The organism is Thalassotalea litorea (assembly GCF_043642205.1).
GTDB classification, from domain to species: Bacteria; Pseudomonadota; Gammaproteobacteria; order Enterobacterales; family Alteromonadaceae; genus Thalassotalea_A; species Thalassotalea_A litorea.
Map to the genome: position 1 here is coordinate 68,330 of NZ_JBHZSG010000008.1, position 21,421 is coordinate 89,750.

Below are 21,421 nucleotides of genomic sequence, written 5' to 3' on the forward strand. Positions count from 1 at the left end.
ATAAGAATGTCACCCCCAATATGATGTTGCAAAAGAATAATATTGTTCTGCTTTTCTTGATGGCTTATTCGGGAATGGTAGCTGCGGTAGAGCCTCAGGTAATGAAACTTGGCGGATTTGATTTCATGCCAACGGTTGCCGTTGAGCAGAGCTTTGATTCTAATATTTTAAACGCCGGTTCCGGCAAAGAAGAGATTGACTCCTGGATCACCCAAATCAAACCAAAATTTGCTTTGGAGAAAGATTATGGTGGCGATCTTTATCAGTTTTCCTATGAAATCGATAGCGCTTATTACTATGCAAGTTCTGATGATAATTATACAAACCAGGCCCTAAACGGCGATATTAAGTGGGTGCTTGATCGTTATAATCGGTTCCGTATTTTTGGCGATTATATCATTGATCATGAGCAACGTGGCGATGGTTATTCGATTGGCTTTGGCGAATATTATAAAAAGCCTACACAGTTCACCGTCAGCGAGGCCGGAGCGGTCTATAGCTATGGCGCGTTGTCGGCGGTTGCCAGAATTGATTTGAAAGCCAATGTCCGGGATGTGTCCTGGGAAAGTGTTTATGAATCTGACCTCAATATTGACATTCTTGAAGTTGGTAACGGATTGGATCCAGGTGAAATCGATTTTACCCGTTGGCGGGAATATTCGATGAACGAAATTGGCGCAACCTTCTTTCGCCGCCTTACCGGCAAAACTCAGTTAACCGCTGATTTAAGCATTCGCAACTTCAATTATGCGGATGATCCATTTCAGCCGGATAACTTAGATAGCAAACAGGATGGTTTTTATTTGGGAGTGGAGTGGGAATCAACGAGGTTAACCACAGGTTATGCGAAGTTAGGTTACGAGCGTAAAGAATTTGACTCTCAAAATCGCGGTGAAGCATCCGGGGTGCGCTGGCTTGTTGGTGTACTTTGGACACCTTTAACTTATTCGAATTTTGATTTTTCAACCTCAAGACAGACCACCGAACAAAAAGGCCAGGGTAATTCCATTGATAACACCTATTTTGGCTTAAGTTGGCATCATAAATGGCTTGAACGATTGTCGACCACGATTAATATCGCTTCCAGCCATGATAAATATAATGGTTCAGTGCGCGAAGACGATAATGGCGTGTATAACCTTAAAACGCATTATCATATGCGACGAAACATCGATATTATCGCAGCTGTAAATTATACCGACCGAGACAGTAATCTGGAAATTTTCGATTACTCGGGTACGCATTTTACCGTGTCGGTATTGTTATCTTTGTAACCATAAATAGATTGGCTTTTTTATTTAAAGCCTTAGTCGTAGAAAAATAGAAGTTGGTACATTCCATGATAGCTCACTCTTCTTGCTCAACTTACCTTTCTAAAGCCCTGGTTTTCACCTGGCTGTTGATTATCATTTTTTCAGGATTTAGTGCTAACGCTTCGAAAATCCAGGTCCAGGAATATCGTATCGATAGTGGCGATAAAATTGCCATCGAGGTGTATGGTGAACCAGAACTTTCCCGGGAACTGCTATTAAATGACAGTGGTAAAATTAACTACCCATTTTTGGGAGAAATTACCATTCAGGGGTTAACTCTGTATCAAGTAGAACAGGCTATTCATCAAGGGTTAAAGGGCGATTACCTGATTAACCCCAATGTGTCGGTAAGTATCATTACATATCGCCCTTTTTTTATTGACGGTGAAGTTAAAAAGCCCGGAGGCTACCCTTATCAACCTGGGCTGACTGTCGCCAAAGCTGCCGCGTTGGCCGGTGGGTTTACCGAACGGGCTTCGCTGGACAAAATCTATATTGTCAAAAGTGGTGTTGATGATAAACGTCCACAACCCATAGACCAGCACACCCTGATTGGTCCGGGTGACATTATTTCCATTAAGCAAAGTTTCTTTTAGGAGTTGCCTGTGACGTTAAGTAATAAGGGGCATCATACTCCAGCCAATATAACCTCCGAGTCTGGCGGCGATTATGTTAATCATGACGAAATTGATTTAGGGAAACTGATCCGCGTCGTCTGGCGCCATAAACTGGTTATTATTGGCTTCTCGGCAATGGTTACCATGCTAACGGCTATGGTGATGTCATCAAAAACCCCCATTTATGTCGCATCGGCCAGTTTGCTATTAGAAGCGGAACAAAATCGAGTGTTACAACTTGACGATGTCTATGGCGAATCGACCAATGCCCAAGAGTATTATTATTCACAACTTGAGATTATTCGCTCCCGTAAGGTGGCGCAAAAGGTTGTCGATACCCTGAATTTGACGGAGCATCCCTTCTTCAACCAGCCCCAAGAATATAAACCAGGCCTTAAAGAAACGATTGTTAACTTAGTCAATCCGCAACCACCGGCACCGGCCTTATCGACGGCAGAAAAAGCTAGTCTGAAACGCGACGCAGTAATTGGTTATGTCTGGGGCAATATGTCAGCGTCACCCGTGTCAAAGACCCAGGTGGTGACGATTGGTTTTGAGTCTGAATCGCCGGAACTGGCTGCAACCTTAGCCAATGCCATTGCCAGAGCGTATCTTGATAATCATATGGACGTAAACCTTGATCGCATTGAAAAATCCGCGACCTGGTTAAATGCTAGTATGTCAGGCTTAAAACAAAAGCTTGAGACGGCAGAGGAGCGATTGGCAGCGTTTCAGGAACAAGAATCGCTGGTAGATGTACGCGGCATTAAAAGCCTGGCGGCTCGAGAATTAGAAGAGCTTTCTGGAGAGCTTACCCGCGCTCAGCAACTGGTCGATCAAAGTGAATTAATTAGCTCATTGCTGCAAAACACGCAAATGGAAAACGGCTTGTCATTGGACTACATCAATAGTGTGCCGGAGATTTTCAATCACCCATCGGTTCAAAACCTGCAGCAGCAAAAATTATCGATAGAAGCGAAAAAACAGGAGTTAGCGTTTGTCTACGGACCTAAACATCCGAAAATGATCGCGGTAAATGCTGAGCTTGCCAAAGCACAGACCAATATTGAGCAACAAGTGTCGTTGTTAATTCGCAGCCTGGGTACTGATACAAGTCAGGCGAAACAGCGAGTGAGGCAAATTAATCAGGCCATTGAAACCGCAAAAGCAAAGTTTCAACGTTTGACCCGGATTGAAAACCAGCATCGTGATTTACTTCAGGATGTTGAGACCAATCGCAATTTATATGAGGCCTTCTTCTCAAGATTAAAAGAAACCGCTCAACTAGAAGGTTTTGAAACGTCGGTTGGTCGTATTATTGATCCAGCGACAACGCCATATGCTCCGTCCAAGCCTCGCAAGAAGTTGGTCGTGGTATTAGCGATGATGCTATCGTCGATGCTCGGTGTGGCCTGCGTTCTGCTATTAGAGGCGTTAAACGCTACCATTCGTAGCGCCGAAGACGTCGAACAAAAGTTGTCGCAAACCTTGTTAGGCATCATTCCTTTGATTGCGATGCATAAAGATGGCAATCAATCGCGGACATTGCGGGAAATCATTAACGGACAGAATAAGCAAGACCCTGCGTCGCTGCCAGCGGATTATTATTTGCAGGACAAAGAGCATGGGTTTAGTGAAGCGGTGAGGACTATCCGTACCAGTTTGCAAATGTTAAATATTGAGTCTCAGGCAAAAACTATCGCGGTTACTTCGACACTGCCCGGTGAAGGCAAAACGCAATTGAGCTCGAATTTGTTTTATGCGATTGGTCAGTTACAAAAAACCATTATCATTGATGCGGATATGCGCCGCCCAAGTATTGCGAAGAACTTTTCTATCGCGAAAACACAACCTGGACTGGCAAATTATATTGCGGGTACCCACGAATTAGAACAATGTATTGTGCATGATAAACATAATCAGATGGATATTATGGTGGCTGGAGATATGGCGCCAAACCCGCAAGAATTATTATCCTGTGCGAAATTCAAATCCTTGATTGCCAATCTGAGAAGCAACTATGATCGAATCATTATTGATACTCCGCCGATTTTGGCGGTAAGTGACGCTATTTTGATTGCAGGCGTAAGTGATGCCCTGATTTATGTGGTCAAAGCGGAAGCGACCAAAGAACAGCAAATCAAAGCAGGCCTGAAACGTCTGCGCACTTCTGGCGTGGATATCTCTGGGGTTGTATTGAATCGGGTTGATATGAATAAAGCGCAAGCCTATCAGGCGTTTGAAGGCTATTACGATCAATATGGCTACAATAGTTAAGTGCTTGACAGGCCTAAGTGTGCCCATTGTTGAGCACGGTGCTTGGCGATATGTATTGTGATGGGCAAAGGTACGCGCTTTGATGGGATTTTTGAATCAATGAAAAAAGCATGTTTGATTATTCCATTATTGATTTTAACGCTGCTGGCAAGCTCTTATGGACTTGCAAACATTTATTTCAAGCAAGCGGAAGTGCGAGTTAAGCGCTGGCAAATTGACACCCAGCTCATCAATGAGGAAGACTATCGTCAGGCCCTGGATTATGCCAACAAAGCGTTATTGTTTCATTCTGGCCACAATCAATATCTGGAGATCAAAGCGCAGATACTAGAGTGGGGGGCAGATGAGGGAATAGGGCAACCCAGAGCGACAGCGTTGCGCCAAGCCAAACAGCTATATCTGCAATCTACTTCGACGCGACCAACCTGGCCGGGTACCTGGGCCGCATTAGCCATGTTGAAATGGCGAATGCAGGAATTTGATATGGAAATGGTTAGCTATCTGAAAAATGCCTATGCCGTCGGTAAAAACAGCCCGGAAGTTAAATTAGCATATCAACAATTAGGTCCCGTACTTCGAGACTATTACCCGCAACTTTTCGCTTCTGTCGAGGCCTCATACAATCTTCTTGGAAATAAATAAAAACACTTAAATCCAACAACTTAAAGCGTTTGCTCTGTGATTTTGTAGGATGATTATGGCGTTGTTTATGGCGACTTCTGTTATCTCTTCTATACTGTTTTTAATAACAAAAAACGGGCTTAAGGGATAAGTCATTACAACGTAGTGGTCTATATTCAGGTTTCTTTGAATAGCACATTGGATCACAACTACCTCCCTTGAAAAACATTCCCTGTTTGTAACGTGATTATTTTGCATAACGAAACACTTTTTCGTTTCAATGCTTCGTTTGGTATGGACATTTTATGAAAATCATCGTGACAGGTGGCGCCGGATTTATCGGTAGCGCCGTGATCAGGCACATTCTGCAACACACATCAGATCAGGTGTTGAATTACGATTGCTTAACTTACGCCGGCAATCAGGAATCAATTCCTGCCTATCTAACGACACAAAAAGATGCAAAAACGGGTGAGCCACAATATCAATTCATCAAAGGTGATATCTGTGATGCGGAGCTTTTTACGGCTTTGCTTAACCAATATCAGCCAGATGCCATCATGCATCTGGCTGCAGAATCCCATGTCGATCGCTCCATTGATGGTCCGGCTCTGTTTATTAAAACCAATGTTGTTGGCACCTGTAACCTTTTAGAGTGTGCCAGAAAATACTGGCTAAGCATGGCTGAAGAACGTAAATCTACGTTTCGATTCCTCCATGTTTCCACCGATGAAGTATTCGGCGACTTAGAGTCTGACGATTCCAAATTTACCGAAACAACCCCTTATGCACCGTCCAGTCCATATTCAGCTTCTAAGGCTGGTAGTGACCACCTGGTTAGAGCCTGGGGGCGAACCTATGGGTTTCCGGTATTAATCACCAATTGCTCGAATAACTATGGCCCTTATCATTTTCCCGAGAAACTCATTCCTCACATTATCTTGAATGCACTGCAAGGCAAACCTTTACCCGTATATGGCGATGGCAAGCAAGTCCGTGACTGGCTTTATGTAGATGATCATGCCCAGGCGTTATTGACCGTTGTCAAAGAAGGAAATGTCGGTGAAACCTATACCATAGGCGGCAATAACGAGAAACAAAATATCGAAGTCATAACGTCGATTTGCGATATTTTAAATCGCAAGGTCTCAGCCAAGCCTGATGGTATATCAGATTATGCGCAATTAATTACCTATGTTCAGGACAGGCCTGGACATGACAAGAGATATGCAATCGATGCGTCAAAGATTGCAAATTCATTACATTGGCAACCTAAAGAGTCATTTCAATCGGGCATTGAAAAAACCGTTCAGTGGTATCTGGACAACCCGGATTGGTGGCAGCGCGTACTTTCGGGAAAATATCAATTAACCAGGCTAGGAGATAGTCAGTATCATGAAACCTTATAAAGGAATTATTCTTGCCGGAGGTTCGGGAACCCGATTGCACCCCATTACGATGGGTGTATCGAAGCAGTTATTACCGGTTTATGACAAGCCGATGATTTACTATCCCTTATCGGTTTTAATGCTGGCGGGGATCAAAGAAGTGTTAATTATTTCAACCCCGGAGGACATGCCGGGATTCAAACGCTTACTTGGTGATGGCCAACAGTTTGGCCTTGAGTTGCAATATGCGGAACAACCCTCCCCAGATGGTCTGGCACAGGCATTTATTATTGGTGAGCAATTTATCGGTGACTCCAATGTTTGTCTGGTACTCGGCGATAATATCTTTTACGGCCAGCATTTTACCGACAAACTTAAGTTAGCAACAGAGTTTGAAACCGGTGCCATGGTGTTCGGATATCACGTCAAAGATCCTGAACGTTTCGGTGTGGTTGAGTTTAACGCCGAAGGCAAAGCGACCAGCATTGAAGAAAAGCCGAAAATTCCTAAATCCAGTTATGCGGTGACCGGTCTGTATTTTTACGACAATCGGGTTATCGATATCGCCAAGAACATTAAACCATCTCCGCGTGGCGAGCTGGAAATCACTGAGATAAATAATGAATATTTGCGCTTAGGCGAACTCAACGTGACTATTTTAGGTCGAGGCTGTGCCTGGTTAGATACCGGGACTCACGACTCCCTCGCAGAAGCCGGCCACTTTGTACAGGCCGTAGAAAAACGTCAGGGCCTGAAAGTGGCGTGTCTGGAAGAAATTGGTTTTCGAAATGGTTGGCTTTCCTCACAGCAACTACAAACGTCGATTAACCGTTATCAGAAGACAGAATATGGACAGTACCTGGCATCGCTTATGCCGATGGGGTTAGGAGCGGATTACAATGAAAGTTATCTCTACAAAAATATCTGACTTAAAAGTCATTGAACCGGAAATCTATGGTGATGATCGTGGATTTTTTCTCGAAACCTTTCAATCAAATCGCTACCGGGAAAAAGTTGGTATTGAACAGGAGTTTGTACAGGATAATTATTCAAGGTCGCGTAAAGGGGTTTTGCGCGGACTGCATTTTCAAGTAAAAAAACCGCAGGGCAAGTTAGTAAGAGTTGTACGTGGCGAAGTATTTGACGTCGCTGTCGATATTCGAAAGGACTCCGCTACATTCGGTCAGTGGCATGGCGAGATCCTTTCCGAGGAAAATAAACGGCAGTTTTGGATCCCACCTGGTTTTGCCCATGGATTTGTTGTCTTATCCGACGTTGCCGATTTCGAATACAAATGCACAAGTTTTTATGATCCTAATGACGAAGGCGGGCTGCTTTGGAATGACAAAGATCTTGATATCCAATGGCCGGTCGAGCAATTAGGCAGCGTGCAGCTTTCTGAAAAAGACAAATGTGCCTTACCTTTGCAAGATCTGCCCCGTTAACTGTGTATGGCTTTTGCGCTAAGTGCTGATCCCTGCGACCTAAAAGAGTCGCGAAAATTAATAATGACATTCTAAGGAAAGAACACGATGAATATTTTGGTCGTAGGAAAATATGGACAATTAGCATCTTGCTTAAGAGATGTTGTCGATGCGGAAAAAGAGCACGATGAGCGGATTACCTGGCATTTTCTATCATCGCAGCAATTAAATATTGCCGACAGAGCATCGGTGCAACAGGCGTTTGCTATGGTGAGCCCTGATATGGTGATTAATACAGCCGCCTATACACAGGTCGATGAAGCGGAACAAGACCGTGATCAAGCCATTGCCGTGAACCAACTAGGATGTAAGTACCTGGCTATGGCCTGCGCGAATCTAAACGTTCCTTTGATCCACATTTCCACCGACTACGTGTTCTCAGGCAATACTGATATTCCATACACGCCAGGCGAAAAGACTGATCCACAAAGCGTTTATGGGATGAGTAAATTTCTAGGTGAACAGGAAGTCATGACCTATCTGAGCCGTTTTGTGATCATACGTACTGCCTGGGTGTTTAGCGAATATGGCAAAAACTTCGTGAAAACCATGATTCGTCTTGCCCGGGAAAAACGTCAGTTTAATGTCGTTAATGATCAAGTCGGCAACCCAACCTACGCCGGCCACCTGGCTTTAGTCATCTATCAAATGGTTATCGCTATCCAAAACGGGACCAAGCAGTGGGGAATCTATCATTACAATGGTTGTTCTTCAGTAACCTGGTATCAATTTGCCCGGGAAATTGTTGATATGGCCAAGGATCAAGCGCTGATCCAACAGTTACCTGACATCGCACCGATAACGACAACTCAATACCCAACATTGGCAAAACGACCGGCTTTTTCTGCGATGAGTAACGATAAAATCATTCAAAAGTGGCAGGTTAGCCCAAGTGACTGGAAGCAAGGACTGGCAAAAGTCATGGCGAGCGAACAACGAAAAACCTGACTGATAAACACGCCTGTGTATCAGCCCGTACAGCGATGCACATACAACATTGAACATAACTCAAGACAAAAGGGTTCAACAATAAAGTCTTTCAGCATCGCATAGTGATGGGGCGTCGGGCTATTTTAACGGTGCTTTAACCCTAGGAATTTATTGGCTTTATCGTTAAAAAAATTGACAGTAGAAATGGCAGGTTGCGGTTTCTCTTCTATACTCATCATTAATAAGAACAAACAGTAACATTAAGAGTCTGCTATGCCTTTTACAACTACAAAAATCGCAGTTATTGGCCTTGGTTATGTCGGGCTGCCTCTCGCCGTAGAGTTCGGTAAAAAGTATCTGACCAAAGGTTTTGATATTAATCAATCTCGCATTGACGAACTCAAATCCGGTGAAGACAGTACCCTTGAAGTCAACCCTGAAAACTTAAAAAGCGCTTCTCGCTTAACCTTTACATCGGACGTAGAAGATTTACGAGCCTGTAACTTCTATGTAGTAACGGTACCCACGCCAATCGACAAACATAAACAACCAGACTTAACACCTCTGATCAAAGCCAGTGAAATGCTCGGCAAAGTGGTGGAGAAAGGGGATATCGTTGTTTATGAATCAACGGTATATCCGGGTGCTACCGAAGAAGACTGTATTCCGGTTATTGAAAAAGTATCAGGATTAACTTACAACCAGGACTTTTTTGCGGGTTACTCGCCAGAGCGTATTAACCCAGGCGACAAGCAGCATACGGTTACTCAAATTTTAAAAGTCACATCAGGATCAACCCCTGAGATCGCTCAAAAAGTTGATGAGATTTATCAGTCAGTAATAACCGCGGGTACCCATCTGGCGTCGTCCATCAAGGTTGCTGAGGCGGCTAAAGTAATTGAAAACACTCAGCGGGACGTTAATATCGCATTGATTAATGAACTGGCGATTATCTTTAATAAACTCAATATCGATACTCTGGAAGTCTTGCAGGCTGCTGGTACAAAATGGAACTTTTTGCCGTTTCGCCCAGGGTTGGTTGGCGGCCACTGCATTGGCGTTGACCCTTATTATCTTACCCAAAAAGCCCAGGATATTGGTTACCACCCGAAAATGATCCTCGCTGGTCGTCACTTAAACGATGGCATGGGCGAATATGTTGTTAGTCAATTGGTGAAAAATATGATGAAGCAGCATGCTAAGGTTGAGCATGCTAACGTATTAGTGATGGGGTTAACATTCAAGGAAAACTGTCCGGATCTTCGTAATACGAAAGTGATCGATATTGTGAAAGAGCTTCATGAATACAACATGAACGTTGATGTTACCGATCCCTGGTGCAATAAAGAGGAAGCGAGATCACTCTATGGTATCGACGTGGTGTCTCGCCCTAAACATGATCACTATGATGCGATTATTCTTGCCGTTGCCCACCGTGAATATCTGGAATTGACTACGGATGAAATTCGACAATGGGGAAGACGGGGTCATTTCATTTATGATTTAAAATATGTACTTCCCCGAGACGAAGTAGACCTCAGGCTATAAGACCTTTTAAACGGCTATAGCCTCGATAGGTATCTTAGAGAGTTTAGCCGTTTTTGCTACGCAAGCTGTGCAGATAAGGTAAGTGCCGCCGATTATCTGAATTGTTCGCCTTCCTGAAAAAGATAACTTTCGTTCGCGGCTCTTTCTTATCGCTTTTTATAGCGTTTCTTTTAACTCATACAAATATTGTAAGGCCTGACGGGGACTTAATGCGTCCACATCAAGGGCCTGCAGCTTATCAATGACCGGATGGTCTTCATTGAAGCTGAATGTAACTTGCGGCGTATCTGTTGATGCTCTATCCGGCGCTTGTAACGTTGCACGGGTATCCGCGGCTTCCAGTTCTTTAAGTCGCTGTTTTGCCCGTTTCACTACCGACTTAGGAACACCCGCTAATTGCGCAACCTGAAGGCCAAAACTCTTGCTGGCAGCACCGTTTTGCACCGCATGCATAAAAACGATATTGTCATCGTGCTCTACCGCATCCAGATGAATATTCGCCAGTGAATCTAGTTGTTCCGCAAGTTGGGTTAACTCGAAATAATGGGTTGCAAATAAGGTGAAGGCTTGGGTTTTTTGCGCCAGATACTCAGCGCAGGCCCAGGCTAGTGACAAGCCATCGTAGGTACTGGTACCACGACCAATTTCATCCAACAGGACTAAACTCTTTTCGCTGGCATTATGAAGGATGTTTGCGGTTTCAGTCATTTCCACCATAAATGTTGAACGTCCTGAGGCGAGATCATCCGAAGCGCCAATGCGGGTGAAAATTCGATCGACCATACCAATTTTAGCTCGTTGTGCCGGTACATAACTGCCAATATGGGCCAACAAAACGATCAACGCGGTTTGTCGCATATAGGTGGATTTACCACCCATATTCGGTCCGGTGATGATTAACATCTGTTGTTGTAAGTTTAGTGAAACCGGATTGGCAATAAATGGCTGTTCGCTGACCTGCTCAACGACCGGATGACGGCCATCGTTAATATCAATGACGCGGGTTTCACACAATTCTGGTGGCTGGTAATTTAAAGTGATTGCACGTTCACTCAGGTTTGCCAATACATCTAATGTCGCAAGCCCATCAGCACATTGTTGCAGTGTCTCGATGTTCGGTAACAATTGATCGAACAGCTCATCATAAAGACGCTTTTCCAAGGCAAGGAAGCGACTTTGCGAGCTTAATACCTTCTCTTCGTGCTCTTTAAGCTCTTCGGTGATATAGCGTTCGTTATTTTTCAAGGTTTGCCGGCGGATATATTCCTCAGGCACTTGCTCGGATGAGGCCCGACTGATTTCGATAAAAAATCCATGGACTTTATTGTAACCAACTTTCAGGCTGCTAATACCGGTGCGCTGGCGTTCTTGTTCTTCCAAATCGGCGAGAAACTGACTGGCTCCCTGACTTAAGTCACGAAGTTCATCCAATTCCTGATGATATCCTTCCCGGATCACACCGCCATCTCGAATCAACACCGGAGGGTTGTCGACAATGGCTTGTGTCAACAGGTCATGTAAATGATCAATTGGCTGACAGGCGAGTTGTAATTCCTGTAACAGAGCAGGTAATTGTGCATCCGCTAACAACTGTTGAATCTCGGGTAGTAAACCTAACGCATTGCGCAGCCTTGCTAAATCTCGTGGCCGGGCACTGCGCAGAGCGATACGCGCGACTATTCGTTCAACATCACCTACGCCTTTAATGACATCGTGTAAATCTGCAAAGATATCCTGGTCAATCAAGGTGGATATGGCGCCTTGTCTGCGTTGTAATTTATCGATGTTGGTAAGCGGGCTGTGTAACCAACGCTTAAATAACCGTGATCCCATAGGCGACGCGGTTCTATCGAGAACGCTGGATAAGGTATTGTCATAACCTCCCGCCAGGTTGACGGTCAATTCCAAATTACGGCGCGTGGCCGCATCGAGGATCACCGCTTCCTGATAAGATTGTGCGGTTAGGGTGCGAATATGAGGCAGAGCGGTTCGTTGCGTGTCATTAACATATTGCAGCAAACAGCCACTAGCACAAATACCCCTTGGATAATGTTCAACACCAAAACCCTGCAAATCACGGGTTTCAAATTGCTTGGTTAGCAATTTATAACTTGTTTGGTGATCAAATTCCCAGTCAGGTCGGCGTCGAAGTCCTTTATACTGGGATAAAAGTTCTGGGTATGGAAACGATTCCGGATACAGCAATTCTGCCGGAGCAAGGCGCTGTAATTCTGCGCTTAATTGTTCCTGCGTTTGTGGTTCGCACAAATGAAATTTTCCTGAACTCATATCCAGGTAGGATACACCGAACGTATCATTTTGCGCGAATACGGCAACCAGAAGGTTGTCCTGGCGATCTTGCAACAATGCTTCATCACTCAATGTGCCGGGGGTGACGATCCGCACGACTTTACGTTCGACCGGACCTTTGCTTGTGGCAGGATCACCAACTTGCTCACATATCGCCACGGACTCACCAAGGGCGACTAATCTGGCCAGATAATTTTCTACCGCATGATACGGAACACCAGCCATAGGGATAGCATTGCCACCGGTTTTGCCTCTGGCAGTTAATGAAATATCCAGTAAATCCGCTGCTTTTTTGGCATCGTCAAAAAACAATTCATAAAAATCGCCCATTCGATAAAATAACAGGATGTGTTCGAATTCGCTTTTAATCGATAGATACTGGCGCATCATAGGGGTGTGATTTGAAAATTGTTCGGGATTCTGGGTCATTAATTTTTCTATTTGTCAGGAGTCTTAGACACCCGTTTTCTAGGCGCTGGACTGAGATTTTATCACTGAAATTGATGTTAAAAGATTTGTGACTCGATAGAAAGTAATAAATACAAATTCCAAGGATTTGAACTACTGGATAACAACACTGTAAATAACGCTATAAAGAGCCGTAAATAGAATGTAAACAGCAGGGCGGATGTTTTGGCTTGAGCCTAACCCATTGATTTTCAATGTATTAGTTATGGTTGTATTGCTTTTTTATAATTTTTTCATAATTAGCTATTGATACTGTACGATTATACAGTATACTGAGCAAAGTTACGGTATAAATAAGAATACGATTGGAGAGACTAATGGATACGAACAAAGAAAAGGCCTTATCAGCGGCGTTAAGCCAGATTGAGCGTCAGTTCGGTAAAGGTTCGATTATGAAGCTGGGTGAGAACCGTAGCATGGATGTAGAGACCATTTCAACGGGTTCGTTGGGATTGGATATCGCATTAGGTGCGGGTGGCTTGCCAATGGGGCGGGTAATTGAAATTTACGGTCCGGAATCCAGTGGTAAAACCACACTAACTTTAGAAGTTATTGCCGAAGCACAACGCAATGGTAAAGTCTGTGCTTTCGTCGATGCGGAACATGCGCTGGACCCCATTTATGCTGAAAAGCTAGGCGTAAATATTAACGACTTATTAGTTTCTCAACCGGATACTGGTGAACAAGCATTAGAAATCTGCGATATGTTGACTCGCTCTGGCGCCGTTGATGTTATCGTTGTTGACTCGGTAGCTGCTCTTACACCAAAAGCAGAGATTGAAGGCGACATGGGTGACAGCCATATGGGCCTGCAGGCGCGGATGTTGTCACAGGCGATGCGTAAGTTAACCGGTAATTTGAAACAATCGAATACCATGATGATTTTCATCAACCAAATCCGTATGAAGATTGGTGTAATGTTCGGTAATCCAGAAACCACTACAGGTGGTAATGCCTTGAAATTCTATGCGTCAGTGCGCCTTGATATCCGTCGTATTGGTGCGGTTAAAGAAGGTGATGAAATCACCGGTAATGAGACCCGCGTGAAAGTGGTGAAGAACAAGATTGCACCACCATTTAAACAAGCGGAGTTCCAGATTCTTTATGGTGCCGGGATTAATAATTTGGGCGAGTTAATCGACCTGGGTGTTAAGCACAAGTTGGTTGAAAAGGCGGGTGCCTGGTATAGCTGCAGTGGTGAACGTATTGGTCAGGGTAAAGCCAATGCCTGTAAATACTTGCAGGAAAACCCGGCTATGGCGAAAGATATCGATGCCAAACTCAGAGCCATGTTATTGACGGCTAATCAGGTAAGCGAAGAACAAGAAGCTGAAACCGAAGATTAAACTTTAACTTTCTTTATAAAAAAGCCGCTCAATTGAGCGGCTTTTTGTTTTATGACGTTATTGTTATTGGGCATCGATATCGTTATGAGCCATATAGTTAATACCAATCACACTAAGTTTGTGCACAACTCAGAGTTAGGGCAGAGGTTCAGTTACAACATAGATTTTATTGATATAGTCATTCTATATTAATGAAATGGTATAACGCCATACTGAAGGCGTTTGCTGGTCTGTATTTTTTGTGCCTCCTGCCCATCGATAAAGAAATAGTGTCGATGCGCTGCACGTTTACATTAAGCAAAACCACAGCGCATGACTTTACCGATGAGGTTAGCTTCCTATGTGTTTATCAAGGAAGTTAACGATAGTTTCTGCGGCTTTTAATCGGTTTTCTTCAACGATAAAGCCATGATATTCGTTATCAATATAAAGCTTTTCGTAAGGGATATTATGCTCTATCAGTTTTTCTTCCAGAGCCTCGGCCTGTTCGATTGGTGTGCGCACATCGGCACTACCATGAATTAACAGAACTGGTGCTTTTAGTTGAGACACAAGATTAACGGGTGACTGATTTTGTAGTATTTCAGGACTTTGCCCTACTGCTTCATTTAAGTAGGTTGAACCATAAAGGCCGCCAGGTATGTCACCTTTGCTGTGCATCATTTTTAAATCATAAACACCTGATGATCCAATAGTACATTTGAACATGTCAGGTTCTATTGAGCTACTTTGTAATGCAGAATATGCTCCAAAACTGCCACCAGAAATACAAATTCGATTAGCATCTGCGATACCTGACTTTATTGCCCATTTTGTGGCATCGATAATGTCATATTGAACGTCAGAGCCCCAATGTTTGTCACCCAAATGCATGATCTTATCGCCAAAACCCGCTGAACCCCTAAAGTTAACTTTCAGTACCGCATAGCCTTTAGCCGCCAGATACTGACTTCTGAAATCATATCCCCAGTAGTCGCGAGCGCGAGGTCCACCATGAGGCATAACGACTAGAGGTAGGTTTTTTACTTCTTTACCATTTGGTAGCGTTAGATAGCCGTTTAATGTCAAGCCGTCACGGGTATTGAATTTAAAAGGTTCAACAACCGCCAGATTTTCTTTTTTCAGCCAATCCGCGCGATTAAATAAGAATCGTGCCTGGTTTTTATTGGTATTGTATAAGTAGTAAGCGCCAGGATTGCGATCGCCACGCACGTATACAATCAGATTTTCACCATCTTTTGTTGAGCTGGCAATATCAACAGAGTCGCCTTTGAACGCTTTATATAGATTCTGATGTAACTTTGCATGCTCTACTTCATTATCGAAAATAATATAATTCGAATAGTCTTCATCAATTCGAATACCATAGGGCACATTTTGGTAGTTGCTGAGAAAATATGTAGGAATGACAAAGTCATTTTTATAAATTTTATTGGCTGTTTTATGCTTAAGATCATATGCATACAGTGTTCCTGTGTCGCCATCATTGTACGCGGTGAAATAAACCTTATTGTTATCGGCGCTAAACCCTCGAATAATGGTTTCATCTGCCTCGATATCCGTGACAAAATCTTGCCATTCGCCCTTAGGTTCACGGTAGTAAACTCGACTTTCGTCATAACCTTCAATGCCCGTTGCGAATCGAACAACATCGTTATGGTCGAGTAAAATGTCATTACCCCGTCCAGGTGAACGCATGATTTTTTTCTGGTTACCATTGTAAACATTGAGCTTAATAACATCTGCCGGACTAGGCTCTAAATAACGACTTTTCCATGGCTGAATACTAATAATGATTTCTTTATCGCTTTTATCATAGAGGGAGAGAAGGCTAGCCCAACCGTTACCCACTTTTTTCCTTCGGGTGATTTTACCTTCGGTAACTGCTTGGTTCATACCAAAAATGGCTTTAGGGCGACGACCATCATAGTTGATCGCGAACAAACGCCCGGTGTTATAGGTTTGCCCCAAGACTCCGTAAGTGGATAATACTTCAATAACAACGCGCTCATTATTTACCCAGTGGTAATCGCCGACCTGTTGCTTACCAGACATTTTAAATGTAAACGTCATTTTTTTATCATCTGTGCGAACAAAAGCAAGAACGTACTCACCCTCGTGTAATGTGCGAATCGCGATGTGTTTACCATCTGGTGAAATTTTTGCCTGTTCATTTTGCATGTGGCGGGTAAAGTCCGCCAACTCAAGCGCTGTTGCGCTTGAGATGCTTAACACTAAGCAAAATAATAGAGTTATGTACTTCATAATGTAGCCTTAATTTTCTTGTTTTATCCGAGGGTATATTGAATGCATAAAATAGATTTGCAGTTTTACATATTTTAATCAGTTTGTTTACAGTTTGATAAAAAATGCTTTAGACGTCTATACGTTTAGATGTTGAAATGTCTCATTCGATTCAGTAGTATGGGCTCTTCGTTTTTCCGTGGAGATCCCGCATGCCAATAAAAATTCCCGATCAGTTACCAGCCTTGGAGGTATTGGGGAATGAAAATATCTTTGTCATGTCCCACAATCGCGCCAACAATCAAGATATTCGACCGATGCAGGTGGCGATACTGAATTTGATGCCAAACAAAATTGAGGCAGAGATCCAGATCCTCAGAATGTTGTCCAACACGCCGCTACAAATCAACATAGAATTGGTGCGACTGCATTTAAATGAATCGAAAAACACGCCAAAGGCCCATCTAGATCAATTCTATCGTCTGTTCGATGATATCAAACACAAGCATTATGACGGCCTGATAATTACCGGTGCGCCGCTCGGACAAATCGATTATGAGCAAGTGTTGTACTGGGATAAAATTTGCGAGATGTTCGAGTGGGCGAAAACCAACGTGACCTCAACCATGTTCTCTTGTTGGGCTGCCCATGCTGCGCTATACCATTTTTACGGGATCAATCGAGAATTAAGAGCTGAAAAATTATCAGGGGTCTATAAACATTGGACCAAACTTCCTAATGAAGAACTCACGCGCGGGTTTGACGAATCGTTTTTGGTGCCGCATTCTCGTTTTGGTGAAGTTAAACCTGAGGTTTATGGCGGTATCGAAGATCTATCGATTCTTGCCCAATCGCCAGAAGCAGGCGTATATCTGGTTGCTAGCCATGACAAAAAACTGGTGTTCGTCACTGGCCATCCAGAATATGATGCAACGACGTTAAAGGACGAGTATTATCGTGACTTAGAGGCTAAGTTATCCCCAAAAATTCCGCTAAATTATTTTCCTGAGGATAACCCTGCGCAACAACCCGCTAACAGTTGGCGCAGCCATGGTAGTCTGCTATTTAGCAACTGGTTAAATTATTACGTTTATCAAATTACCCCATACGTCCTGGATGTCGATGGTCCATTTTCAGAAACAGGAAATTCGCAGTAATGTCCAACACCACTAATCTTTTTCAACAACAATTAGATAACCGAATTTTGGTGCTCGATGGAGCGATGGGCACCATGATCCAAAATCATAAATTATCCGAAGCGGATTTTCGCGGCCAGCGGTTTGAAGATTGGTCGTGTGACTTAAAAGGTAATAATGATCTTCTGGTATTGACCCAAGCTGAGATAATCGCGGATATCCATCGCGAGTATCTGTTGGCAGGTGCCGATATCATCGAAACCAACACATTTAATGCAACATCCATTGCGATGGCTGACTATGAGATGGAAAATATCTCTCGTGAAATTAATTTGGTGGCAGCGCAAATCGCCCGTCAGGTAGCCGATGAAGTGACCGCTGCGCAACCGCACAAACCAAGGTTTGTCGCTGGTGTGTTAGGACCAACTAACCGCACGTGTTCGATTTCTCCAGATGTTAATAACCCCGCATTTCGTAACGTAGACTTTGATCAACTCAAAGATGCTTACATTGAATCTACCACTGCCCTAATAGAAGGTGGAGTGGACTTGATTATGGTGGAAACCATATTTGATACGCTAAACGCAAAGGCCGCCATTGTCGCTTTAGAAGAAGTGTTTGAGGCTATGGGGCAGGCCTTACCGGTGATGATTTCCGGTACTATAACCGATGCATCCGGTCGCACCTTATCCGGGCAAACCACAGAAGCGTTCTACAACTCTCTGCGACATGCCAGGCCGATATCGTTTGGCCTGAACTGCGCTCTTGGCCCGGTAGAGCTGCGTCAGTATATCGAAGAGTTATCCCGCATCAGCGAGTCGGCCGTTAGTGCCCACCCGAATGCGGGTTTACCAAATGCTTTTGGTGAATATGATTTTACCGTAGAAGACATGAATGCACACATCAAGGAATGGGCAGAATCGGGTTTTCTAAATATTGTTGGTGGCTGTTGCGGTACCACGCCCGCACACATTAAAGGCATTGCTGATACGGTAGCATCAATCGCACCACGAAACGTTGCTGAAAAGCCAGTCGCGTGTCGTCTATCTGGTTTAGAAGCATTAAATATCAACCAGGACAGTTTATTTTTAAATGTTGGTGAAAGAACCAATGTTACCGGCTCTGCGATTTTTCGGCGTTTGATAACTGAAGAAAACTATGATGAAGCGATAGCTGTTGCGCTGCAACAGGTGGAAAACGGTGCGCAGATTATCGATATCAATATGGATGAAGGCATGCTGGATTCCAAAGGCGCAATGATCACGTTTTTAAATCTCATCGCTGGTGAGCCGGATATCGCCAAGGTACCGATTATGCTCGATTCGTCGAAATGGGACATTCTTGAAGCGGGATTAAAATGCATTCAGGGTAAAGGTATCGTTAACTCCATTTCCTTAAAAGAAGGAGAAGCATCGTTTCGCGAGCAGGCAAATATTATTCGCCGCTATGGTGCTGCGGTTATCGTGATGGCGTTTGACGAAGTCGGTCAGGCCGACACCCGGGATCGAAAAGTTGAGATCTGTCAGCGTGCCTATCATATTCTGGTCAATGACATCGGCTTTCCGCCTGAAGATATCATTTTTGACCCGAATATTTTTGCCATCGCAACGGGTATCGAAGAGCACAATAACTACGCGGTAGATTTTATAGAAGCCACCGCACACATAAAGAAAACCTTGCCCCATGCCATGGTTTCCGGTGGTGTATCCAATGTCTCATTCTCATTTCGGGGTAACAATCCGGTTCGCGAGGCCATTCACGCGGTATTTCTCTATCATGCCATAAAGCAGGGCATGGATATGGGAATCGTTAATGCCGGGCAACTGGCGATTTATCAGGATATCCCCAAGGATCTGTTAACCGCGGTAGAAGATGTAGTGCAAAATAAAGATGACGGCGCTACAGAACGGCTACTGGATGTAGCTGAGCAATATCGGGGGCAAAAATCTGGGAGTACCAGTAAAGCGGATCTTACCTGGCGAGAGCTGCCGGTAAACAAGCGTCTCGAGCATGCTCTGGTTAAAGGCATCAATGAATTTATTGTTGAAGATACCGAAGAGGCGCGCGTTCAGGCAACGCGACCTTTGGATGTGATTGAAGGCCCATTGATGGACGGGATGAATGTCGTGGGTGACCTGTTTGGGGAAGGGCAAATGTTCCTGCCGCAGGTGGTTAAATCTGCCCGGGTAATGAAACAGGCCGTGGCTCATCTGCAACCTTATATAGAGCTGGAAAAAACCGAAGTGAGCTCCAATGGTAAGGTGCTGTTGGCAACGGTTAAAGGTGATGTCCATGATATTGGGAAAAATATTGTCGGTGTCGTACTGCAATGTAATAACTTTGATGTGATCGATCTTGGGGTTATGGTTCCTTGTGAAAAAATCCTGCAAGTGGCCAAAGAAGAAAATGTCGATGTCATTGGATTGTCCGGTTTAATCACCCCTAGCCTTGATGAAATGGTTCACGTGGCGTCGGAAATGCAGCGTCTGGACTTTGATATTCCGCTGTTGATTGGCGGGGCTACGACGTCAAAAGCACATACCGCGGTGAAAATTGAGCAAAATTATGATCATGGTGTTGTATACGTCCCTAATGCCTCGCGCAGTGTATCCGTAGTCGGATCCTTGCTATCTAACGAGTTAAAAGCGCCGCTGCTGGCGCGTATGAGTCGCGAATATGAAACGGTTCGTGAACGTCATCAGAAAAAAGGACCACGCTCTAAACTGGTGGATATCAGCACGGCTCGGGACAATCGCTTCCCGTTATCATTTGCTGATTACACGCCGAAAAAACCGAATAAGCTAGGTATCACCGTTATCGACGACTTGGATTTGAGCGTTATTCGTAATTACATCGATTGGACGCCTTTCTTTTTAACCTGGCAACTGTCGGGTAAGTACCCAAAAATACTGGAGCATTCGTTAATCGGCGAAGAAGCGACGAAACTTTTTAATGATGCCAATGCCATGCTCGATGACATCATAGCCAAGCAATTGATCCAAGCTAAAGCGGTTATTGGCCTGTTTCCCGCCTACCGCGAAGGCGATGATATCCAGGTGTTTAGCGACGCTGATAAGCAACAGTCATTAATGACGTTATGCCAGCTTCGTCAGCAAACTGAGAAGAAGGCCGGTCAGTTTAATCGCTGCTTAAGCGATTATATCGCCGACAAAGATCAGGATATTGAAGACTATATCGGAGCATTTGCAGTATCGGCAGGTTTTGGTGCTGACGAACTTGTCAAAGCCTATGATGAAAAGCATGACACCTACAATAGCATTTTGTTAAAAGCCGTCGCCGACCGATTAGCGGAAGCCAGTGCTGAGTATTTGCATGAGCAGGTACGTATTCACTATTGGGGCTATGCGGTTGACGAACAATTTGATAACGAAGCATTAATTCGCGAACAATATCAGGGCATCCGTCCAGCACCCGGCTATCCTGCCTGTCCAGAGCACACCGAGAAAGGGAAACTTTGGTCGTTATTGGATGTCGAAAAGCACATTGGCATGGAGTTGACCTCCAGCTATGCCATGTGGCCAGGGGCCGCTGTCAGTGGCTGGTATTTCGCCCATCCAGACAGCAAGTATTTTGCTGTGGCCAAAATTGATAAGTCGCAGGCAGAAAGTTATGCCAAGCGTAAACAGATGAGTGTTGAAGAGGCCAAACGTTGGTTAGGCCCTAATCTGGACGATTAGAATCAATAATTGTTACTAAAGAGCCGGGTCTGACCCGGCTT

Annotated in this window: 14 protein-coding genes; 12 read left to right on the top strand and 2 right to left on the bottom strand. The window is 44.2% G+C overall.

Annotated elements, in window-relative coordinates:
- Positions 1-20: 20 nt before the first annotated feature.
- From ACHUFQ_RS06290 to tviB, 9 genes are all read left to right on the top strand, one after another.
- Positions 21-1,274, top strand: coding sequence for an outer membrane beta-barrel protein (locus tag ACHUFQ_RS06290; RefSeq protein WP_394174011.1), 1,254 nt, complete (start codon positions 21-23; stop codon positions 1,272-1,274).
- 65 nt (positions 1,275-1,339) lie between these two features.
- Entirely contained in the window at positions 1,340-1,909 is a 570-nt protein-coding gene (locus tag ACHUFQ_RS06295; RefSeq protein ID WP_394174013.1) for a polysaccharide biosynthesis/export family protein, read from the top strand.
- A gap of 9 nt (positions 1,910-1,918) precedes the next feature.
- Positions 1,919-4,207 carry a GumC family protein gene (locus ACHUFQ_RS06300; RefSeq protein ID WP_394174015.1) on the top strand — a complete coding sequence of 763 codons (2,289 nt, stop codon included), beginning with the start codon at positions 1,919-1,921 and terminating at the stop codon, positions 4,205-4,207.
- Between the two features lie 99 nt (positions 4,208-4,306).
- The gene (locus ACHUFQ_RS06305; RefSeq protein ID WP_394174017.1) at positions 4,307-4,849 is read left to right on the top strand and encodes a hypothetical protein; all 543 of its coding nucleotides are present in this window, start codon (positions 4,307-4,309) and stop codon (positions 4,847-4,849) included.
- A gap of 284 nt (positions 4,850-5,133) precedes the next feature.
- Positions 5,134-6,237 (top strand): dTDP-glucose 4,6-dehydratase, encoded by a 1,104-nt coding sequence (gene rfbB, locus ACHUFQ_RS06310; RefSeq protein ID WP_394174019.1) that lies wholly within the window; start codon positions 5,134-5,136, stop codon positions 6,235-6,237.
- Positions 6,224-7,144, top strand: coding sequence for a glucose-1-phosphate thymidylyltransferase RfbA (gene rfbA / locus ACHUFQ_RS06315; protein WP_394174021.1), 921 nt, complete (start codon positions 6,224-6,226; stop codon positions 7,142-7,144). Before rfbB ends, rfbA begins: the two co-directional genes overlap by 14 nt.
- Positions 7,116-7,661, top strand: coding sequence for a dTDP-4-dehydrorhamnose 3,5-epimerase (rfbC, locus tag ACHUFQ_RS06320; protein ID WP_394174023.1), 546 nt, complete (start codon positions 7,116-7,118; stop codon positions 7,659-7,661). The genes rfbA and rfbC overlap by 29 nt, the downstream gene beginning before the upstream one ends.
- Positions 7,662-7,748: 87 nt before the next feature.
- Complete coding sequence (gene rfbD / locus ACHUFQ_RS06325; RefSeq protein WP_394174025.1) at positions 7,749-8,648, top strand: dTDP-4-dehydrorhamnose reductase; 900 nt, start codon at positions 7,749-7,751, stop codon at positions 8,646-8,648.
- A gap of 255 nt (positions 8,649-8,903) precedes the next feature.
- Entirely contained in the window at positions 8,904-10,178 is a 1,275-nt protein-coding gene (tviB, locus tag ACHUFQ_RS06330) for a Vi polysaccharide biosynthesis UDP-N-acetylglucosamine C-6 dehydrogenase TviB (RefSeq protein ID WP_394174027.1), read from the top strand.
- A gap of 156 nt (positions 10,179-10,334) precedes the next feature.
- Here tviB and mutS read toward each other — a convergent pair whose 3' ends face one another.
- A complete protein-coding gene (gene mutS, locus ACHUFQ_RS06335; RefSeq protein ID WP_394174029.1) occupies positions 10,335-12,917 on the bottom strand; it encodes a DNA mismatch repair protein MutS in 2,583 nt (860 codons plus the stop codon).
- 356 nt (positions 12,918-13,273) lie between these two features.
- Between mutS and recA the strand changes: the two genes are divergently transcribed.
- Positions 13,274-14,302: a recombinase RecA gene (gene recA / locus ACHUFQ_RS06340; protein ID WP_394174031.1), complete on the top strand. Its 1,029-nt coding sequence runs from the start codon at positions 13,274-13,276 to the stop codon at positions 14,300-14,302.
- Between the two features lie 330 nt (positions 14,303-14,632).
- On the opposite strand, the gene ACHUFQ_RS06345 is transcribed toward recA, so the two are convergent.
- Complete coding sequence (locus ACHUFQ_RS06345) at positions 14,633-16,567, bottom strand: alpha/beta hydrolase family protein (protein WP_394174033.1); 1,935 nt, start codon at positions 16,565-16,567, stop codon at positions 14,633-14,635.
- A 191-nt stretch (positions 16,568-16,758) separates the two neighbouring features.
- On the opposite strand from ACHUFQ_RS06345, the gene metA reads away from it, so the two are divergent.
- Positions 16,759-17,703: a homoserine O-acetyltransferase MetA gene (gene metA, locus ACHUFQ_RS06350; RefSeq protein WP_394174034.1), complete on the top strand. Its 945-nt coding sequence runs from the start codon at positions 16,759-16,761 to the stop codon at positions 17,701-17,703.
- Complete coding sequence (gene metH, locus ACHUFQ_RS06355) at positions 17,703-21,380, top strand: methionine synthase (RefSeq protein ID WP_394174036.1); 3,678 nt, start codon at positions 17,703-17,705, stop codon at positions 21,378-21,380. Before metA ends, metH begins: the two co-directional genes overlap by 1 nt.
- The last annotated feature ends 41 nt before the right edge of the window (positions 21,381-21,421 follow it).